The following is a 17,296-nucleotide window of genomic DNA, read 5'->3' as shown; positions in this document are numbered from 1 at the left end:
AAGCACGACGACCGCGCCAGCCGTTCCGCTCCGTGCGCACACGTGGTGGCGGTCTACCGATCAGTTTGGAGATGTGGATTTGATTGAACTTTCCGCTCTTGGACTAATGGCGGCATTGCTGGCCGGTGCCGTTTCCTTTCTGTCGCCCTGCGTGCTGCCGCTCGTGCCCGGCTACGTATCCTACGTTGCCGGACGTACGGTCACCGGCAGTGCAGCGCCTTCGAAGGGGCGGGCCGTCTGGCTCAGCTTCTGTTTCGTCCTTGGCTTCTCCACGATATTTATCGCGCTTGGGGCCTCTGCCACCGCGCTCGGTCAGGCGCTGCTGCAGTGGCGCTACGAACTCAACCTCGTCGGCGGCGCGATCGTGATCCTGTTCGGTCTGTTCATGATCGGGGCAGCGCGCCTGTCGGCCATGGAGCGCGACCTGCGTTTTCATCTCGACCTGCCGGGCGGGCAACCGGTCGCCTCCTACGTGCTCGGACTCGCCTTCGGTTTCGGCTGGACACCGTGCATCGGGCCGATCCTCGGCGCCATCCTAACCGCCAGCGCGACAAGCGCGACGATTGGCGAGGGCGTCGCATTGCTTGCCTTCTACTCGGCCGGCCTTGGGATCCCGTTTCTGGTCGTCGCGGGGTTCACCGACAGTATTGCCGGCAGGCTGCGCGGCATCGGTCGTTGGGGTCGCCGCCTGCATCAGGCTGCGGGCGGCGTCATGATCCTGATGGGTTTGGCGATGATGACCGGGCGGTTGAGCGCACTGGCCTACTGGCTGCTGGACACCTTCCCTGTCCTTGCGCGGATCGGGTGAACAGATGCGACTGTACGAGAAACATATCCTCCCTCGGCTGACGCATCTGGCGATGGGCCAGGATCAACTTCTTCCCTACCGGCGCCGCGCCGCCTCCGGGCTGCATGGACGTGTGCTGGAGATCGGGATCGGCTCGGGCCTGAACCTTGCGCTCTACCCCGAGGCCGTGCGTCAGATCATCGGTGTTGACCCGTCGCCCGAACTCCTCTCTCGGGCCGCGCAAACCTCCCATGGCCTGATGCCCGCGGCCGAGATGATCGAGGGCGTGGCCGAAGCATTGCCGCTGGAGGATCGCAGCGTCGACTGCGTCGTCGCCACCTGGGCGCTCTGCAGCGTGTCGGAGCCGGAGAAGGCGCTCGCCGAGATCCGGCGCGTTCTCAAGCCGGACGGCATCTTCCGCTTCGTCGAGCATGGTTTGGCGCCGGAAGCCCGTGTCCGGCGCTGGCAGCGCTGGCTCACGCCTGCCTGGAAGCGTTGCGCCGGGAACTGTCACCTTGACCGCCCGACGAACGCCCTTGTCGAGAAGAGCGGGTTTCGGATCGAGCGGCTCGACACCGGCTACGCGACAGGTCCGAGGCCATTCGTATTCATGTATGAGGGGCAAGCTCGCCTCTACTAAGGAAGCTTGGAAAAAGAACAACATCGGCTTTCGATTCGTGGCGCAACACTAATGGCAAGGCAATCAATTCCCGCCTCGAACTTTTGCTGCAGGCTCCGCATTATGAGGTATTATGAGTAGTCAGAAAGATAACCGGCAGGCCAATCTGACGCGCGGCATCCGCGTCGAGATCGCCAGCCTCGTCTACAACATCATCGAGGTCGTCGTATCCGTCACCGTGGGACTTCTGACCGGCAGCGCGGCACTGGTAAGCTGGGGTCTCGACAGCACGGTCGAAGCCACCTCAGCCGCGACGCTGATCTGGCGCCTGAAGGGGGAGAAGGACGGTGCCGGCAAGCGCACGGTCCTGCACCGCAAGAAGGTCGCGCTCTACGTGGTTGCCTGTGCCTTCTGGATCGTCGTCGCGGCGATCCTCTACGAGGCGGTCTCCGCCTTCATTTCGCAGAAGGCGCCGGGCTTCAACTGGTGGGGTATCGCGATTCTGGGTGCTTCGCTCGTGGTCAACCCGTTCCTCGCCTGGGGCAAGTATCGCTATGGCAAACGGCTCGATGCGCCCGCCCTGAAGTACGATGCCAAGGACACCATGATCTGCCAGTATCAGACAATCGTGGTGTTGGCCGGGATCGGTCTGACGCAATGGATGGGCTGGTGGTGGGCCGACCCGGTCGCGGCGCTTCTGATCGTGCCCTACGTTGCGTGGGAAGCGTTTGAGGCCACCAAGGATGCGCGGTCGGTCGAGCCGGAGGAGGCCGACGCTACTGCCGACGCCTGACGTTGCGCATGATGAACCGGGATTTAGGCATGGGCGGCAGTTCTTCGGTTTCCAGATCCAGATCCTGATCTGGCACTTCGTAGTCGATGGCGTTCACGAAGAAACTGCAAAACGCCTTCATCTGGCTGATCGCGATCCACTCGCCCGGACAACGGTGGTTCCTGTGGTGATCACCACCGCCCTGCGGAATGAAGTCGTAGGGGGTGACCTCCCGATCGTGAAACCGCTCGGGCCGGAACTCTTGCGGCGCGTCCCACGAGCGAGCGTCGGTATTTGTGCCGTAGAGGTCGAGCAGAACCCTGTACCCTTTGGAAAAGCGATATCCGCGCCACTCGAAATCACTCTTCACCCGTGCCGCGACCGCGGGAAAGAACGGATACAGACGGCGGACCTCTTGCACGAAAGTTTCGAGCTGTCCCTCGTCGTCCTTCAGCTTTTGCCGCCACTCGGGATGCCGATGCAGGGCATGCGCCGCCTGGGCGATGAACGCAGAGACGGCGACGATCGGGCGTACTACGTTCAGAAGCTCCACGGCGGCAACCTTGGAGGTCAGCAGCTCCCCATTCAGATCGCGCCACGTCGCGACGACATGGGCGGCGCTTTCCTGTCCTGTCTGAAGGCTTCCGTCGCGCAGCCGTTCAATAATCCCGGCTGTCCAACGCTCTGCGCGATGCCGCGCCAGACGCGCACCCCAGTGCTTCCAGCCGACCGCCCCGGCGTCTTGGAAGAGCGCCGTCATCTGCGCCGTCCGCGTCTCGACCTCCGCTTCGGGAAGCGGCACGCCCGACCAGGCGCAGGCAGCTCTGGTGAGGATTTCGCGCACTTCGTCGTAGAGAACGACCTTCTCCGCCGCTTGCCAGTCCCGTGCGTAGCGGTCCAACAGGTCCCGCGTCGTGTTTTCGAGAGCTTCGATCCGCTCCGACGCCATGAGTGACATAAACATCCGCTTCCGATGACGGTGGGCCTCGCCATCGAGCCCCTGGATGCCCTTTTCGCCGAGCAGGGTTCTCTGGATACGCTTCGGCATCGAGCCTGCGCGCACGAGCCCATCCTCGGAATAGAAGACCTCCGCAGCTGCGGCACCAGTCATGCAGATCGTCTTTTGAAAGAGGATGCGGGTCTCGAACAGGTCGCCCTCAAGATCGCGGCATGTGTCCGGAATGAACTCATATGGGTTGCGCAGCAGGGCAAGCGTGCTGTCGATGCCCTTTGCGGATGGAATGCTGGACATCGATTATTTCCCCGTAACGTTTTCTTCTCGGTGGTTACGTTCGGGCTTGTTCTGCGCCGAGCGGAAGCTGTCCCAGAACAGCAGGGCCGCACCGCAGAAAATCGCCACATCCGCAAGATTGAAGGACGGCCAGTGGTATGTTCCGTAATGGAAATCCAGAAAATCCGGGACGGCCTGATAACGCAGCCGGTCGAGGACATTGCCGAGCGCGCCGCCGATGATCAGACCGAGAGCGGCAGCCGTCAGCCTGTCCGGCGCGCGCCACAACCAGATCAGCAGCCATGCCACGATCACGCCAGCAAGCGCGATGAGACCCCACCAAGGCACGATCCCGCCCAGCATACCGAAGCTGACTCCATCGTTCAGAACCCGCACGAGATTGAGAAAGGGTAGAACCTCGACGCCGCGCTCAAGCGCCGGTGTGTTCAGCGCAAGCGCCTTGGTACCCTGATCGAGGCCGAACGCCGCGATCGCGCAGAGCCCGCCCAGAACGCGGCTGTTCATGCCGCTGCCTTCAGATCGGCCCGCGCATCGCGGATGATTGCCCAAGACGAGTGCAGGAACAGTCCGGCGATGCCGAAGGCGACGATGAGGTCCGGCCAGGCGCTGCCCAGCCACGCCACGAGACCGGCGGCAACGACAACCGCCGCATTGCCGATGGCGTCGTTGCGCGAGAATAGCCAGACGGCCCGCATGTTCGCGTCGCCCTTGCGGAACCGCAGCAGCGGCAGAACGGAGATGACGTTGACGACAAGGGCGATCATGCCAAGCAGGCCCATTAGACCTGCATCCGGCGTCGTCCGTTCGAAGACTCGCACGATGGTCGTGCCGAGGACGCCAAGGCCGAGCAGGCCGAGGAAGATGCCTTGGATCAAGGCCGACCGTGCCCGCCAGGCGAGGCTCCAGCCGATGGCCAGCAGGCCAAGGAAGGTGATCGCGCCGTCGCCGATGAAATCGAGCGCATCGGCCTTCACGGCCTGTGACCCGGCGATGAACCCGCCGATCATTTCAACGACACCGTAACCCACGTTCAGGATCACGACGATCCAGAGCGCGCGTCGGTAGGCCGGGTCCTGATGGGCGGGATTCGGCGGAATGTCTCCATCGCCTTCGATCCGGTCGAAGCCGTAGCCGGTCACCGCAACGGCCTTTTCGATGTCCGGCAGGCGCGCTTCGGGGGCGCTCAGTGTCATGATGTGCGTCGCCGCCGACACCTTCACATCGTCAGCCGCGACTCCGGCCGACTGCGCCGCCCGCTCGATCTGCGCGGCATCCTTCGCGCAGTCCATACCGGAAACCCGGTAACGGACGGGCGGAACATCTGCCGTCGGTCCGGCACTTTCGGTGTTGGCCATGGTCGCGCTATTCCTGCTAGAATGAATTGAAGAACAACGTATCAGCGAGGAGTGATATGGCCCAAATCGTCGATGACCGCAAGAGCGCGACCATCGAGCGACGGGCGAAGCTGTTCCGCGGCTTCGCGGACCCGAGCCGCCTGGCCATCCTCGGTGCACTTTGCAACGAGCCATTGGCCGTTCACGAGATCGTCGAGCGGACCGAACTATCGCAACCCAACGTCTCCAACCATCTGAGGTGCCTGCTGGACTGCGGGCTTGTCGCCAGCGACCGCGAAGGGCGCTTCATCCGTTACCGTATCAGCAACCCGCGCATCACGGTCCTTCTGAACGATGTGGACGCACTTCTCGACGTGGTCGCAAAGGGTGTTGAGGCGTGTGACAATTATCGTGAGGCGTGAGTCAGAACGGACGGCCGGTCGACTCGGCGCAGATCGGTTGGAAAGATGTTGTCCGTGTGCAGGGTCCGACCGGAATCCTGCTGAGGTTCGACAAGCTGGCTTCGGAAGAGACACCATTCATGTATCACTGCCACATCCTCGAACACGAGGATGCGGGCATGATGGGGCAGTTTACGGTCACATAACAGGACCCCACCCGCTCGACACCGGGCGTCGTCAAGAGCTTACGTCTTCTTGCGGCGTTCTATCAGGTGCCGGTGTCGCCTTGTTGAAACGCATTACGGAGTATGTCTAGACCCGAACGGAGAACACCTCGCTAAGCTGCGGGTCCGCCGAAGCGGCCGTCCAGTCGCTCGGCAGCATTCGTCAAAAAGGGCTCTCTAGAGCCATTCGCTGCGCGCTGCTTGAACGGCAGCTCTCGCGCGAACCTAAGACTCTACTCCGTTCTGCAATGGCCACCTTTCTCATGGTGGCAAGGCGCGGTCGCTATCACTCAGCCGCGCGGAGGTTCCCGCTCTCGTTTTCCCGGTCGAGCAACGCTTGAAGACTGCTGACGCCTTGCTCCAAGGTCTCTCGGTCGCCTTCACTCTCACCTTGGCCGCCCAAGGGTAACTCCGTCTGCGTGGCAAGATCGAAGGCCATCTGCTGATCGCTGACGGAGCGGGATCGCCGCCGCCTGCCGGGGCGGATCGTCCGGCCTTCCGGGGATTCAGTCTCCGTGGCCTTTTTGATGCTCATGCTCTCTTCGGAGCGGCCGGAGCCCGGCTGCAGGCCGGAAGGGTCGGTCGTCGCTTCTTCGTCTGGGTCGGGGCCATTCCCGGAAAACGGCAGCTCCGGCTCCCCGCCCCCTTGGTCGCTCTCATCGGCGGGGTCGCGTGACAGCATTGATTGAAGGCTGCTGGCCTCTGGCTCCACCGCATCATCGGGCGCGTCAGAAGACAGTTCATGCTCGGCGGTTTCCGCTGGATCGACGGATACGACGCCCTCGTCGGGCAGAGGATAGGCGCCAGTCTGCGCCTCGTAGAGACGCTTGAAGTAGGAATCCTTGAAATACTGGATGCGCTTCGCGCGCACCGGCATTTGGGCGTCGATGACCATGACAATATCATCGAGCGGCATACGCCGCACCTGGTCCTCGGTCAGAAGCGGTGCTTCCTCGGTGCGCTCGGACGTGCTGCGCCCCTCGAAGGGGTTTCGGCCAACGGCGCGTGATCGGGTGACAACACGCTTGGTCGTCTTGCCGACGGCGCTACTCAATTCCTCGACGGTCTTCTCGTCGGAGGGCGTGAGGTAGAGCTTCACGCCGGCGTTGCCTTGTAGGGACCGCCGCGTGTTCTCGCCGTAGATTTCATCGAGTGCCGGGATCGTCTGCGTCACGATGGCGAGGTGGCCGCGATACGAACGCAGGGTCTCGATGCTATCGACCACGATAGGCATCTTCCCGAGACGGTTGAACTCGTCCAGCATAATCATCACCGGCCACGGTTCGTCCTTGCCTGGCTGACGGTCCTGTAGCGAGGCGATCAGGTCGGAAAAGAAGAGGCGGATCAGGGAAGCCAGCGGCTTCACCATCAACGGGGCCACCACGAGATACACCGTAAACGGCTGCTTGCGGATCGTGCGAAAGTCGAAATCAGAATCCGCAGTGGCATGGTCGATCGCCGGGTTGCTCCATTGGTCGAGACCGGAGGTCATCAGGAGCGAGACGTAGGACGTAAGCGTATCGTTGTTGGTCGAAGCCATGCGCTCGAAGATTAACCGGGCCGCAGGGTTTTGAACCTCAAGGCGGCGCGCGTTGTATTCCTTCTGCTTGTCACCGCCAGACGCGGTGATCCGGTATATCTCGCCAAGGGTCGGTCTCTTGCGCTCGAAGGCAAGGAGTCCGGCCGCGACGAACAGGTCGATGCCGCCCTTCAAGAGCCCCTGCATACGGTCGTTGTCGCTTTGCAGGAAAAGCGAGGCCAACAGTTGCAGCTCCATTTGCTGCTGGTTGGGGTTTTCCAGCTCGTAGATGCGCTTAAGCGGGTTGTAGCGGTGCGTTCGGTTGTTCTGCCAGTCGGTCGGCGCGAAGCGGTAGACCTTATCGCCCTCCCCTGCCCTATGACGTGCGGTCGCGTCGAAAATCTCCCCCTTCACGTCCAGGACCACGGCGCTGCCCTTGAAAGTCAGCATGTTCGGAATGGTGAAACCGGTCGTCTTCCCTCGGCCCGTCGGAGCGACGATCAAGGCGTGCGGAAAGACCTTCGACATGATGAGGTTCGCGCGGCTTCCTGGCTTCCCCATCTTGCCAAGGATGAAGCCGGTCCCGACAGAGCCGAAGAAGCCATTGCGCTTCATCTCGCGCGCGGTTTGCCAGTGGGTTTCCCCGAATTTTGTCAGGGCCTCCCCTGCTAGAACGACGCTCAAAAGAAGACCGGCGGCTCCGAAGCCGCCGATGATGAGGTTGACGATGGTGAAGTCTTCCGGGCGGCTCGACGCCATGCTCGTGTAGTCTCGGGCGAGCATGAGAAAATCCACGTCGGCCGAGACGCCCGAATAGCGGAACGTCAGGAAGGCGGTCGCGATCACATAGCCGATGGCCGCACCCACCAGTGTCAGGCTGAGAACGGCTCCGGCGAATTTGCCGTTACCCATGGGTCTGCCCTTTCTCCGTGTCCGTAGCGGAATGACGCAGCCGCGCGGCATCGACTTCTTCGTTCGCGATCTCGTTGTTGATCTCCTGCATGACCTCGCCCTCGGCGGTGGCCGCGTCGGTTTGCAGGTAAGCTTTCGCCGCATAGAGGCGGTCGAGCCGGTCATCGGAAACCTCGGCCAGCGCCTCGTCGCTGCCGTGGCGAAGATCCTCGATCTGATCCTCGTCTAGCCCGGACTCGATCTCGGCACGGTAAGCGTCCCGCTCGTTGTCGCTGGCGAACGGATCGCGGGCGCTGTCCTGGCGCATCGCGGCAAGGACAGAAGCGGTGGGCGAAGCGGCATCGCCCTGCTCGACTAGCTCGGCGTCCGCGTCGCTGACTCCGGAATCTCTGAGCACATCCGCCTCATAAAGAGCTTCGCCAAGCTGGACATGAACGGCGTCGAGCCGGTCCACGGCAATCTGCTGATCCTCGGCGCGCGACAGGTCCAAGCCGTCATGCTCTGCAATCTGCCGTATGTCGTCGGTGAGCCACTGGCGCTCAAGAGCCTCGCTGTTCGCGCCCGCCTCAACGCGAGCCGCGACGGCATCCGCCGAAATGCCCGTCCCCTCAAGCGCGCTCTCGATCTGCGCGCGCGTGTCGGCTTCCTCGAGACGGCCAATTGCCTCCCGGTTGATATTGTTTTCGGCATAAATGCCCGTCTCGGTCGGCGCGTTCTTGTAGGTCTCGGAGCGCGACACGCTGGCGTAAATGTCGGACAACTCGCGCTCGAATGAGGCGCGGCGGTCAGGCGCCAACGTCCGAGCCTTTGCCTCCGCCTGCGTCGCAAGATCGGAAAAATCGCTCCGAAGCTCATCGAAGGTTTGCGTCTCGGCCATGTAAATCTCTCCATCAGGCTCTAGCGGCTCGCCACGTCCAAGCAGGGCGGCGGCGCGGTTCAGGGCGTTGGCAACGCCCTCTCGGTTCTCGGCCGTCGCTTCCACTGCGAGCGACCGATAAAGCTCCGCCGTGCTGGCAATGTCGGCCAAGGCCCGATCAAGATCGGGACCGACGCGCTCACGCGCTTGCGGCTCCCTGCCCTCTTCCTTGGCGCGATAGACTTCGCTCTTGTTGGGGCTGTAGCTCGCAACGCCGCGATCAACGCGACGGCTGGCCTCCAACCTAACCCCATGACGCTCTCCCGCTTCGACCATCGCCTGGCGGAAGTCGTCGTAGTTGAAGTGATGATCGCGCCCGAGATAGAACAGCTCCCCTTCGGCAGACCGGCGGTTGAGGATGACGTGGGCATGAGGGTGCGCGCGATCCTCGTGGATAGCTACAATATAGTCAAATTGTTGTCCCTCTTGCATGAAAAATTGTTCGCAGACCTCACCGGCCATATCGCGAACGTCTTCCCCCTTCGTACCAATGGGGAAAGCCATGATCATATGCGTGGTATGGCCGAGCTTCGGGCTGAACCGCTCGTTCCAGTTGCCGGAGAAACGATCTGCAATATCGTTAATCTGTTGCTCGGTAAGAGGCCCGCTTCCATCATGAACACCCCGGCTATCGATGATGTGCGATGCCTTGGTGCCGACGTAGCTTAACTGGCCTGAAAGCTGGGAGCGCGTACGGCACCCGCCTTGTTTCACCGGCTTGAAGATCGCGGGCGAGTGGCCCCGAGCGGCGCGCGTGAGCTGCTTTTGGCGGCGGGCCTGGGCGCCTGCCCCGCCCCTGATCTTGCTCCACCCGTCGCGAAACAGCTCGCCGGATACAGCCGACACGGCATCACTACGAGCCATTGCCGAAGGCCCTCAAAGCATCGGAAACGCGAAGCGCTAGACCGTTGCGGCGCTGTAGGATCATCCCTTGAAGCTGGTCGCCGAAGGTCATCACCATGCCGGCGAGGCCCCGAATTTGGGCCATGTCGTCCTGATGGATCCGCGGCTTCAAGCCTTTCAGCTTCGCCTCGTTCAACCGCTTTGCAATCTGACTGATGTTGTTCCCGATACGATTCAGCGCAACGCGATGGCTGTGAAGCTCATCTTTTAGCTCGGCGTCCGTGACGAACAGACCGTCTGCGGCGTGCATCAACGCCCGCAACCCATCGTTTCGGTTCTCGATGCCGTATCGTTTCAAGACTTGATCGAAGGCAGCCAGTTCGTCCTCCGTCACCCTGGCTCCGATTGTCCGTGTCCTCGACTGGTTCTCGGTCTTCGCGTCTCGCACCGAACGAACGGTGTAATGGATCGTTCGCGTCGACACTCCGTGACGCGCTGCAAGTGCCTTTGCAGACACGCCTTTTTCGTATTCGCGAGCGATCGCGAATCGCTCTTGGGGGAGAAGTCGGCGTGTGCGAGCCATGCGAAGTTAACGTCTCTATTTCTTGCTACCTTCTCCCCCAATAAACCCCCACGCCCCACCGATCAACGGAAGCGCGAGCTTCCACTGAACGACTTGGGGCGTCTTCCGCTTGAGCGGCCATAGGCCCGCGAACGTCGAGCCCCACCGGGCGAGACCACGCCGCCGAAATCGAAGATGAGGTGGCCGCGCTGAAAAGCGCGCCCTGACAGCCGCCAAGGGGCGCATCCGCGGGTGAGGGCCCCGCAAGGGACTGAACGGCACTCAGCGGCCAGCACAGGCGCTCTCACGGGCATTGCCGAGGCGCGCTCACCCTGCCCTCCGCGCTGCGCATCCGAAATTATGCAAATTCGGGGGGTCAGCAGCTTCGCTGCACACCGCAGGCCGCATACGTCAGACCGCACACCGCAAACCGCAAACCTTAAGCAGCACAACGTTCGCCGCAACATGCAGGCCGCGTACCGCAACCTTGCAAGCCGATAGCCGCAAGACGATCACCGCACACCGCAAGCATCACGCCGCACACCGCAGTATCGGCAATTGCAGACCTCGGGCCGCTAACCGATTACCGCAAACCACAGACCGCAAACCACTCCCTGCTAACTGCATACCGCGCCCCTCATACCGCAGGCCGCTTACAACTTACCGCACACCGCATCCAGCAATATTGACACCGCAGACCGCGAGCTGCAAAAACCAGACAGGTAGCCACAAACCGATGGCCGCAAACCGAGAACCACATGCCACAAATGGCAGACAGCAGGCCGCACACCGCAAAACGCAGGCCGCAGCGAGCAGATAGAAGGACGACTTGCGATGATAGTCATCACGGCACTTTCGAGAAAAGGCGGCAGCGGAAAGACGACGCTGATGCGGGCGCTGGCCGACGCCGCCGTTTCCAACGGACACGAAACACTGGCTATCGACGCTGACCCTCAAAAGGCGCTGTTCCGCTGGCATCAAGACCTGGGGCGAGAAACGCCGGGACTGACTGTGAAGGAACTGGACGACCCGAATGCGCTCGAAGCTATGCTCGATGAAGCGGAAAAGACCGCTGCCTACGTCTTCATCGACACGCTGGGGGCAGGGGGCATGTGGGCCGATATTCTGGTTGAACAGAGCAACTTCCTGATCTGCCCGATGATGCCGAGTGAAACCGACGTGAAGATAACGCGCGACACCTACCAATACTATCGGCGGGCATGTGAGGCCGCAGATGATCCGTCCCTGATGCCCCCGTTCTCGGTCGTCTTGACCCGGATGCCGTCGAAGCCGACGAAATCTATGGTCCTTGCCGCTCAAGCTGCATTTGAAGCCTTCCCGGTCATTGATGAAATGTTCCTGGATCGAGCTCAGCACGGCGACGTGGATCGGGAAGGGCCGATGCACGAGCTGGCAGAAAAACGGCAGAATGATCCTAACGCGCTCATGCGGGGCCACGCTCGGTATTACCTCGACGCACTGCGCGAAGCGCGCACGATCCTTGAGCAGATTGAGGCGTCCCAATGAGCAGCGAATATCGTCGCAAGAAACCTCAGATCAAACGTCCGAATGTGGACCGCTCTCAAGGGTTCGGCGGGCAGTATGAAGCGGAGCCGACACCCTCCCCGAAGCCGACTGAGAGCGAACAAAAGACCAAACCGGAGGCGAAAGCTCCCGAAGAAACCAAGACGACTGAGACGCCACAAGCCAGCTCGACGGCCAGCGCCCCGGCAGCAGAGCCTCAGGTGACGGCACCAACGCCGCAACCGCCACAGAAGCCCGTAGCAGACAAACCGACGCCACAGGCGACGCGCAGCGCTTCTACGAAGCGCCCGAGACGGCAAACGGACAGCAAGGAGCCCAAGCCGATGAAGAAAGTCGCCTTGACCGCTTACCCAAAGGAAGATCATCGCGCGGCCCTGGAAGCGGTTCAGTCCGATGCGGTCTCGATCATGGATATGGTCAAGCTGGCGGGACGCCGCGCGCTCGCGCAGTTTGAACCGAAAGCGGAGTTTAAGGCCGCGCCCGACGTAGAGCGGATGGGCTCAACGCACCGCTACACGACAACGAAACACGTCAGTCAGCCGGTGCTTGAAAAGCTCCACGAGTCTATGAACCCGCTGGGCCTCAAGTCGGACAACGAAATGCTACGCGGGCAGTTCGAGCCGCTGTTCTGGTCAGAGCTGGACTCGATCATTGAGAACGTGAAGAAACGCAAAATGAAGTAGGGCAGGGGGCTTTCAGCCCCCGCGCCTGCGGCGCTCCCCCGAGGATATTTTCGGAAAGATGATGGGCAGGCCGGGGCCTAGCGGTTCAGAAACCGCGCGGCGCTGAGACCGGCGCTGATGATGTAAGGGGGCAGGGTGAGCGAGTAGTGCCCGCAGTTCATCCGGTTGACCCGTGATCTGGCGCCGGAGCGGTCCAGCTCGGAAACCAGACGCTCCGAAAGAGCGGGCAGGACAACCTGGTCCCGCTCGGCCAGAACCATTTGTAGCTCAAGGCCGTGACGGGCCAGCTTGTCGGCGTAACTCTCAAGGCTGAGCGGCGCCCAAGCGCGGCGTAGCTCGGCAAGCTCGATCTCGCCTTCGAGGCTCGCGCGAATGTGGCGCGTGGCGCTGCCGGTCCAGACCATATCGGCAAGGCTTCCGGCGGTGAGAAACAGGGTAGCTTTCGCGACCGCGGGCTCGTGCGCGGCAAGTAAGCCAGCCACCCAAGACCCCAAGCTGATCCCAAGGACCGAGACCTTTGCATATCCGCGCCGCTGCAAGATGGTGGTGAGCTGTCGCCCGTCTAGCACGGCCTGGCGCATTGACTGGATCGTGCGGCCGAGGTTGGGGCTGAGCATGTGGTCGGCGTGCGAAGAGTCGGGGCGGCTGCGTTCGAGGTGATAGGGCATGGCGATCTCAACAACCGTGAAACCGCGCCATGCAAAGAAACGGGCGAGTTGGGCGTTGCGCGAAGTGGCGTTCCAGTGATGGAAGACGATCAGGGCATGATCGGATGAACCGGCCTCCGTCACCTTGGCCCGAACGGTGTTGTTTTCTGGCGTCTCGGTGGAAATGCTCGATGGGAAGCTGAGCCAGCCGTCTTCCCAATTCGCGGCGGGGGCGGCGTCGTCCAGACCATAGAAAGAGTCCGAGTCCGCGACGGCCTCGGCTGCCAATGCGCCAAACTCGGCCATGTTGGCCGCACCCTCAGATGCGGGAAACGCAAAGTCGGCACGGAGGTCGAGCCCCGTCACCTCCTTCACATCGTCGCTGCGTCGAGTGCGGCGCTCATCCCAGCGGTCCAGCCACCTATGATACATGCTGACGGCCCTCCTGCGTCTTGTAGCGAATGCCGAAGCCGGGATCGAAGAGGCCATAGACGGCGACGATGAGTGCGAGCGCTAGAAGAATCGAGAAACCAGTCACCACGCCAACCAGCAAGTAGGCGATTCCGAGGAACAGCACAGCAACGGTCGTTCGGGCCAACGGCACATGGAACGGCGTGGTGAGCCCGATGCGGATGGCCCCGTAGAGATAGACGGCGCCCACCATGAGCGCGACCAGGAGGCTCGTGAAGTGGGTCGGCATACTATAGTCGCCCCAATCGACCGGGTCTCCGAAGCGGGTCATAATCGAGGCGGCGTCCAAGAAGAGCCAATGCCAGACGCTCGGGGCGGCGGTGACGACATACAGGCTCTCTAGCTTCATGCACATGGCGACAAGGAGCCCGGCGACCGTGGCGCGGAAAATCCCGCGCATGATCCTCGAGCCCGCCGCCTGAGCCTCGCGCGAGCGCGCAACGTTCGGTTGCCGCTCCAAGGTCTTGCCGATCTGCGCGAAGTCCTCGGCCACGGTCGAAAGTAGGATCAGGCCCGCGATGAACAGGTAGAAGCATAGGGACATATAGAAATATGCAGCCCCGGTGAACGCGACTTGCTCGATGATGCCGATCTCGTCAGGGCGGGCGATAGCCAGCGAACCCCAGTCTATCGCGTAGTCGCCGCCACCGTTCAGCACCGGCAGCAGGCGGACACCGACCCACTGGAAGACGCCGGCGAACCCCACACACAGCAGGAAGACGGCCCAATATGTGTAGGATGTTGCCTCGACCCTCCGCATCCAGTCATCGGGGCGGTCGCTCTCGGTGATATGGGACAGCAGCGCGCAGCGGCCCCCGTTCTTCCAGTTTGTCACCTGATCGACCACGAAGGCGAAGAAGAGGGGCATGAAGACGATGAAGAGGAAGGTCCAGTTGGGAGCCCAAAGGAACCCGACCTGCTTGGTGATCCCGTCCTCGCGCACGTATGTGACGCTGTGGATCGACAGGAAGTAGGAGACGAATTGGAGGGCGACGGCCCCCGCGAAGACCGAAGCGGGAAGGTTCAGGGGTGATCCGCGACTGAAAATCCCTTCCGAGACGCGGGCGAGACTGAACCCCTGGCGGGGATCTTCGGCCCGCGTCGGTCTCGGGGCGTTATCTGGCGTCCGATCGTCCTTCTCGGTGTCATGGCTAGTCTCCTTCTGACGCCGCGCGCGCCGACGGGCGGTCAACCGGGCCTGGGACTTGCTCAATGCGGCTTGCCACGCACTCGCGCCCTCCGGGTCATTGCAGCCTAGCACCCTGGCAAGCCACCGGATGTTGTTGGTGCTAATCCCCTTCTCGTTGTCCTCGAACCAGAGCTGGACCGTGCGCAGCTCGATCCCGGCGCGGTTGGCGTCGATCTGCGAAATCGCCTCGGCCAGCAGCTCGGGCGTCCACGGTCCCTGCGGGCACCCGTCGCTGTCGGCGGGGCGCCCGACACCCTCGGCCGCAACACGGGCGAAAAGCGTCTTGAAATCGTCGTCGCCGCCGTCCGGGGGGGAAAAATATTTTCCGTTCTTAATCAATGCTCTACGCGGCTATACTTCGTTCCGTTTCGTGTCCATTCGTAGTGGGACGTGATCTAGTGGGTGGTCAAAAGGCATCCAAGGTGCAGGCAAGGTAGTGGCGATCACACGCTCATTACCGCCAGCGCAGCCGGTCATGGTTGCGCCAGGGAGGCCACCGGCGGAAGGAGGGCAGCAAGACCCCGCCGCCTCACCACGAAGGAGGCCGCAGAATGGCGAAGACAAAAAAGACACACGGAGAGGTTGTCGGTAAAATTATGACCCGCGAGGCCCGCGAGCATGTCGGCTACCTCTACGAGTGGAACACGGGCGAACGTCAGCACGCTTGGTTCAGTGAACCTGTGACTGATTTCGTGTTCGAGGAATTGGAGACCTCCAATGCTGAGCGTCTGGAAAAGGTGTAGCGCGCTCGGGCTGGCGACTTGGCTTGGGCTGCTTGGCGCAGCTCCGGCCAGCGCCTGGCAGCATGACTTCGAGAGTGGCGTCGATCTCTACCGCGTTGCCTCTGGCGGCGCGGTCCTCTCCTTGGTTTGCGACCCGAACAAGGCCTACGGCGATCAATCGGAAAGCGCCCTCATGGTTCAGCTCGGGGCCGATGACGACTTCAGCGGGCCGGTGCGGATCGCATTTCCCGACGAGACGGTGATCGACGTGCAAGCGGAGCGCGGGCGCGTCGCCAAGCGGGTTGTTTTAGCCGAGACTTGGGGGGCGCTGCTCGATGGCCTGCGCGGGCATGACACGCTCGAACTGACGATGAAGGGCAGCTCCCGAAGGATCGAGACGGGTGAGGGTCAGAAATTCACCTGCAACTGATCGAGGCCGCGAAAGCGGCCATCGGCGCGATAGCGCCGGGACGGGCCGGGGCAGGGCGCGAGACCTGCCCCGGCCCGTTCATTTCAAGGGCGGCTCCTTCCTCGATCCCGCCTAGCCTGAAGCGGACATGAAAAAGCGCGGCCCCGAAGGACCGCGCCGGCTGCATCAAGCGGCGGGAGGGACCGCCTATGCGGCCACCTGTGCGGCGGGTGCCTCACGGCTCGCCTTTTCGGTGATGTAGTCCACGGCCTTCTGAGCTTCCGACGCGGCGCGGAAAATCGCGCGCTTGTCGTCCTTCATGGCTTGCAGCCAACCTTCGACATAGGCCGCGGACTGGTCGAACTCGGGTTCAACACCGATCTGCACGCCCAACATGCAAGCGCCGATCTCCGCGACCAATTCCTCGAAGGCGTAGGCTTTCCGGTCATTGAACCGCTTGAACCGCTCAAGGCGCTTGTCGGCCCCGGTCCAGTGGGTCAGCTCGTGGGCAAGCGTGCCGTAATAGCCTTGCGCGGCGTGGAATGTTGCAATGGGCGGCATGTGGATCACGTCGCGGCGGAGGTCGTAGAAGGCGCGCGGCTGGTCGCTCGTCTCGATGGTCGCACCGGAGCGGGCAAAGAAAGCCTCAAGCTCGGGGTCGGGCCCGGTGCCAAGGTCGCGCGGCGGCCCGGGCCGGATGTAGAACTCATCGGCCAAGCCCTCGATCTGGTCGGCGTTGAAAACGCGGTAAGCGCGGCAATACGGGATGCGCTGCTCGTCGCCGTCCTCGTTCTCCTTTTCGATGGTCCCATATTTGACCACCGTTGCAGATTTCTCGCCCTTGCGGACCTGCCCGCCAAGCTCCTGCGCCTGCCGGTAGGTCATCCAGCGCGCGGACGTGTAGCCCTTCGCGGAAGCGGTCGCCCACAACATCAGGACATTGATGCCGCGATATTCCTTGGCGTTGAACCGCAAGGGCATATGCGCGCCACCACCGCCGCCGGTCCACGGCTTGCGCCACGGCGGCGTGCCTGCCTCGATCTGCGCAATGATTTCGTTGGTAACGTGCTGGTAAACATCGAATTTCGATTTAGCCATTTGTGGCCTCCTTCGTAGTGAGGCGGCGGGGTCTAGGTGCCCTCGTTCCGCCGATGGGCTGCGCCTCGGCCACCTGATCCGACCGAAAACGCATGTTTTCGGCGGAACAGAGTGGGAGAGGGCGAAGCCCGACCCACGGTCCTGGACCGGACAGTCAAAGGATCGGAGACGGGGGTTGGTGCGGCCCGCAGGCGAAGCCGAGGACACGGCCCCCGACGGAGACGACGCCGCAGGCGGCGCTTGTCTTTTGACTTTCCGGGGCAGGACTGTTGGGCGGACAAACTGATAGGAAGATGGCAGGGCGGGGGTGAGCGGGCGTAGCCCGTCGATCCCCCGGCCTGTCTCCTGATCTCATGCGAGCCGCGCGCCTCGCGCGGCTCTCTCCCGACTA

At 62.5% G+C, this 17,296-nt stretch carries 18 protein-coding genes; 9 read left to right on the top strand and 9 right to left on the bottom strand.

All coding sequences use genetic code 11. The features are described from left to right. Nucleotides 1-106: 106 nt before the first annotated feature. The 3 genes from PAA8504_RS20595 (at nucleotide 107) to PAA8504_RS20585 (ending at nucleotide 2,199) form a co-directional block, all read left to right on the top strand. Nucleotides 107-808 carry a cytochrome c biogenesis CcdA family protein gene (locus PAA8504_RS20595; protein WP_369796074.1) on the top strand — a complete coding sequence of 234 codons (702 nt, stop codon included), beginning with the start codon at nucleotides 107-109 and terminating at the stop codon, nucleotides 806-808. A 4-nt stretch (nucleotides 809-812) separates the two neighbouring features. Further along, nucleotides 813-1,427 carry a class I SAM-dependent methyltransferase gene (locus PAA8504_RS20590; protein WP_099278771.1) on the top strand — a complete coding sequence of 205 codons (615 nt, stop codon included), beginning with the start codon at nucleotides 813-815 and terminating at the stop codon, nucleotides 1,425-1,427. A 112-nt stretch (nucleotides 1,428-1,539) separates the two neighbouring features. After that, entirely contained in the window at nucleotides 1,540-2,199 is a 660-nt protein-coding gene (locus PAA8504_RS20585) for a cation diffusion facilitator family transporter (RefSeq protein WP_082379096.1), read from the top strand. On the opposite strand, the gene PAA8504_RS20580 is transcribed toward PAA8504_RS20585, so the two are convergent. Genes PAA8504_RS20580 through PAA8504_RS20570 form a run of 3 tightly spaced genes read right to left on the bottom strand, consistent with a single transcriptional unit; the run spans nucleotide 2,183 to nucleotide 4,785 of the window. Continuing rightward, complete coding sequence (locus PAA8504_RS20580; RefSeq protein ID WP_108896022.1) at nucleotides 2,183-3,430, bottom strand: cytochrome P450; 1,248 nt, start codon at nucleotides 3,428-3,430, stop codon at nucleotides 2,183-2,185. The genes PAA8504_RS20585 and PAA8504_RS20580 overlap by 17 nt on opposite strands. Before the next feature lie 3 nt (nucleotides 3,431-3,433). Beyond that, a complete protein-coding gene (gene lspA / locus PAA8504_RS20575) occupies nucleotides 3,434-3,934 on the bottom strand; it encodes a signal peptidase II (RefSeq protein ID WP_009807499.1) in 501 nt (166 codons plus the stop codon). Beyond that, nucleotides 3,931-4,785 (bottom strand): cation efflux transmembrane domain-containing protein, encoded by an 855-nt coding sequence (locus PAA8504_RS20570; protein WP_064260189.1) that lies wholly within the window; start codon nucleotides 4,783-4,785, stop codon nucleotides 3,931-3,933. Before PAA8504_RS20570 ends, lspA begins: the two co-directional genes overlap by 4 nt. A 56-nt stretch (nucleotides 4,786-4,841) precedes the next feature. Between PAA8504_RS20570 and PAA8504_RS20565 the strand changes: the two genes are divergently transcribed. Both PAA8504_RS20565 and PAA8504_RS20560 read left to right on the top strand, forming a co-directional pair. After that, nucleotides 4,842-5,186 carry an ArsR/SmtB family transcription factor gene (locus PAA8504_RS20565; RefSeq protein ID WP_036708219.1) on the top strand — a complete coding sequence of 115 codons (345 nt, stop codon included), beginning with the start codon at nucleotides 4,842-4,844 and terminating at the stop codon, nucleotides 5,184-5,186. Next, a complete protein-coding gene (locus tag PAA8504_RS20560) occupies nucleotides 5,183-5,371 on the top strand; it encodes a multicopper oxidase domain-containing protein (protein ID WP_035746442.1) in 189 nt (62 codons plus the stop codon). The genes PAA8504_RS20565 and PAA8504_RS20560 overlap by 4 nt, the downstream gene beginning before the upstream one ends. Nucleotides 5,372-5,675: 304 nt before the next feature. On the opposite strand, the gene PAA8504_RS20555 is transcribed toward PAA8504_RS20560, so the two are convergent. The 3 genes from PAA8504_RS20555 to mobC all read right to left on the bottom strand — a co-directional run bounded on the left by PAA8504_RS20555 (nucleotide 5,676) and on the right by mobC (nucleotide 9,973). After that, nucleotides 5,676-7,820, bottom strand: a complete 2,145-nt coding sequence (locus tag PAA8504_RS20555; protein WP_108896021.1) for a type IV secretory system conjugative DNA transfer family protein — start codon at nucleotides 7,818-7,820, stop codon at nucleotides 5,676-5,678. Beyond that, nucleotides 7,813-9,450 carry a relaxase/mobilization nuclease domain-containing protein gene (locus PAA8504_RS20550; protein WP_245897719.1) on the bottom strand — a complete coding sequence of 546 codons (1,638 nt, stop codon included), beginning with the start codon at nucleotides 9,448-9,450 and terminating at the stop codon, nucleotides 7,813-7,815. The genes PAA8504_RS20555 and PAA8504_RS20550 overlap by 8 nt, the downstream gene beginning before the upstream one ends. Nucleotides 9,451-9,589: 139 nt before the next feature. Continuing rightward, nucleotides 9,590-9,973, bottom strand: a complete 384-nt coding sequence (mobC, locus tag PAA8504_RS20545; RefSeq protein ID WP_108896019.1) for a plasmid mobilization relaxosome protein MobC — start codon at nucleotides 9,971-9,973, stop codon at nucleotides 9,590-9,592. 1,002 nt (nucleotides 9,974-10,975) lie between these two features. Here mobC and PAA8504_RS20540 point away from each other — a divergent pair. Further along, complete coding sequence (locus PAA8504_RS20540; RefSeq protein ID WP_108896018.1) at nucleotides 10,976-11,668, top strand: nucleotide-binding protein; 693 nt, start codon at nucleotides 10,976-10,978, stop codon at nucleotides 11,666-11,668. Then, nucleotides 11,665-12,369, top strand: a complete 705-nt coding sequence (locus tag PAA8504_RS21910) for a hypothetical protein (protein ID WP_146190552.1) — start codon at nucleotides 11,665-11,667, stop codon at nucleotides 12,367-12,369. Before PAA8504_RS20540 ends, PAA8504_RS21910 begins: the two co-directional genes overlap by 4 nt. Nucleotides 12,370-12,446: 77 nt before the next feature. Here PAA8504_RS21910 and PAA8504_RS20530 read toward each other — a convergent pair whose 3' ends face one another. Continuing rightward, entirely contained in the window at nucleotides 12,447-13,448 is a 1,002-nt protein-coding gene (locus PAA8504_RS20530; RefSeq protein WP_108896016.1) for an alpha/beta fold hydrolase, read from the bottom strand. Next, complete coding sequence (locus PAA8504_RS20525) at nucleotides 13,438-15,015, bottom strand: RcgA family putative transporter (protein WP_108896015.1); 1,578 nt, start codon at nucleotides 15,013-15,015, stop codon at nucleotides 13,438-13,440. The genes PAA8504_RS20530 and PAA8504_RS20525 overlap by 11 nt, the downstream gene beginning before the upstream one ends. 212 nt (nucleotides 15,016-15,227) lie before the next feature. On the opposite strand from PAA8504_RS20525, the gene PAA8504_RS20520 reads away from it, so the two are divergent. Together PAA8504_RS20520 and PAA8504_RS20515 are read left to right on the top strand one after the other, a co-directional pair. Then, nucleotides 15,228-15,419, top strand: a complete 192-nt coding sequence (locus tag PAA8504_RS20520) for a hypothetical protein (protein ID WP_108896014.1) — start codon at nucleotides 15,228-15,230, stop codon at nucleotides 15,417-15,419. Further along, nucleotides 15,394-15,828 (top strand): hypothetical protein, encoded by a 435-nt coding sequence (locus PAA8504_RS20515; RefSeq protein ID WP_108896013.1) that lies wholly within the window; start codon nucleotides 15,394-15,396, stop codon nucleotides 15,826-15,828. The genes PAA8504_RS20520 and PAA8504_RS20515 overlap by 26 nt, the downstream gene beginning before the upstream one ends. A gap of 186 nt (nucleotides 15,829-16,014) precedes the next feature. Here PAA8504_RS20515 and PAA8504_RS20510 read toward each other — a convergent pair whose 3' ends face one another. Beyond that, entirely contained in the window at nucleotides 16,015-16,905 is an 891-nt protein-coding gene (locus PAA8504_RS20510; protein WP_108896012.1) for an ArdC family protein, read from the bottom strand. Nucleotides 16,906-17,296: the final 391 nt, after the last annotated feature.

The sequence above is a fragment of the Palleronia abyssalis genome (genome assembly GCF_900302445.1).
Classification (GTDB): domain Bacteria; phylum Pseudomonadota; class Alphaproteobacteria; order Rhodobacterales; family Rhodobacteraceae; genus Palleronia; species Palleronia abyssalis.
The sequence above is the reverse complement of the archived record's forward strand: the minus strand, read 5'-3'. Positions and strand labels throughout refer to the sequence as shown.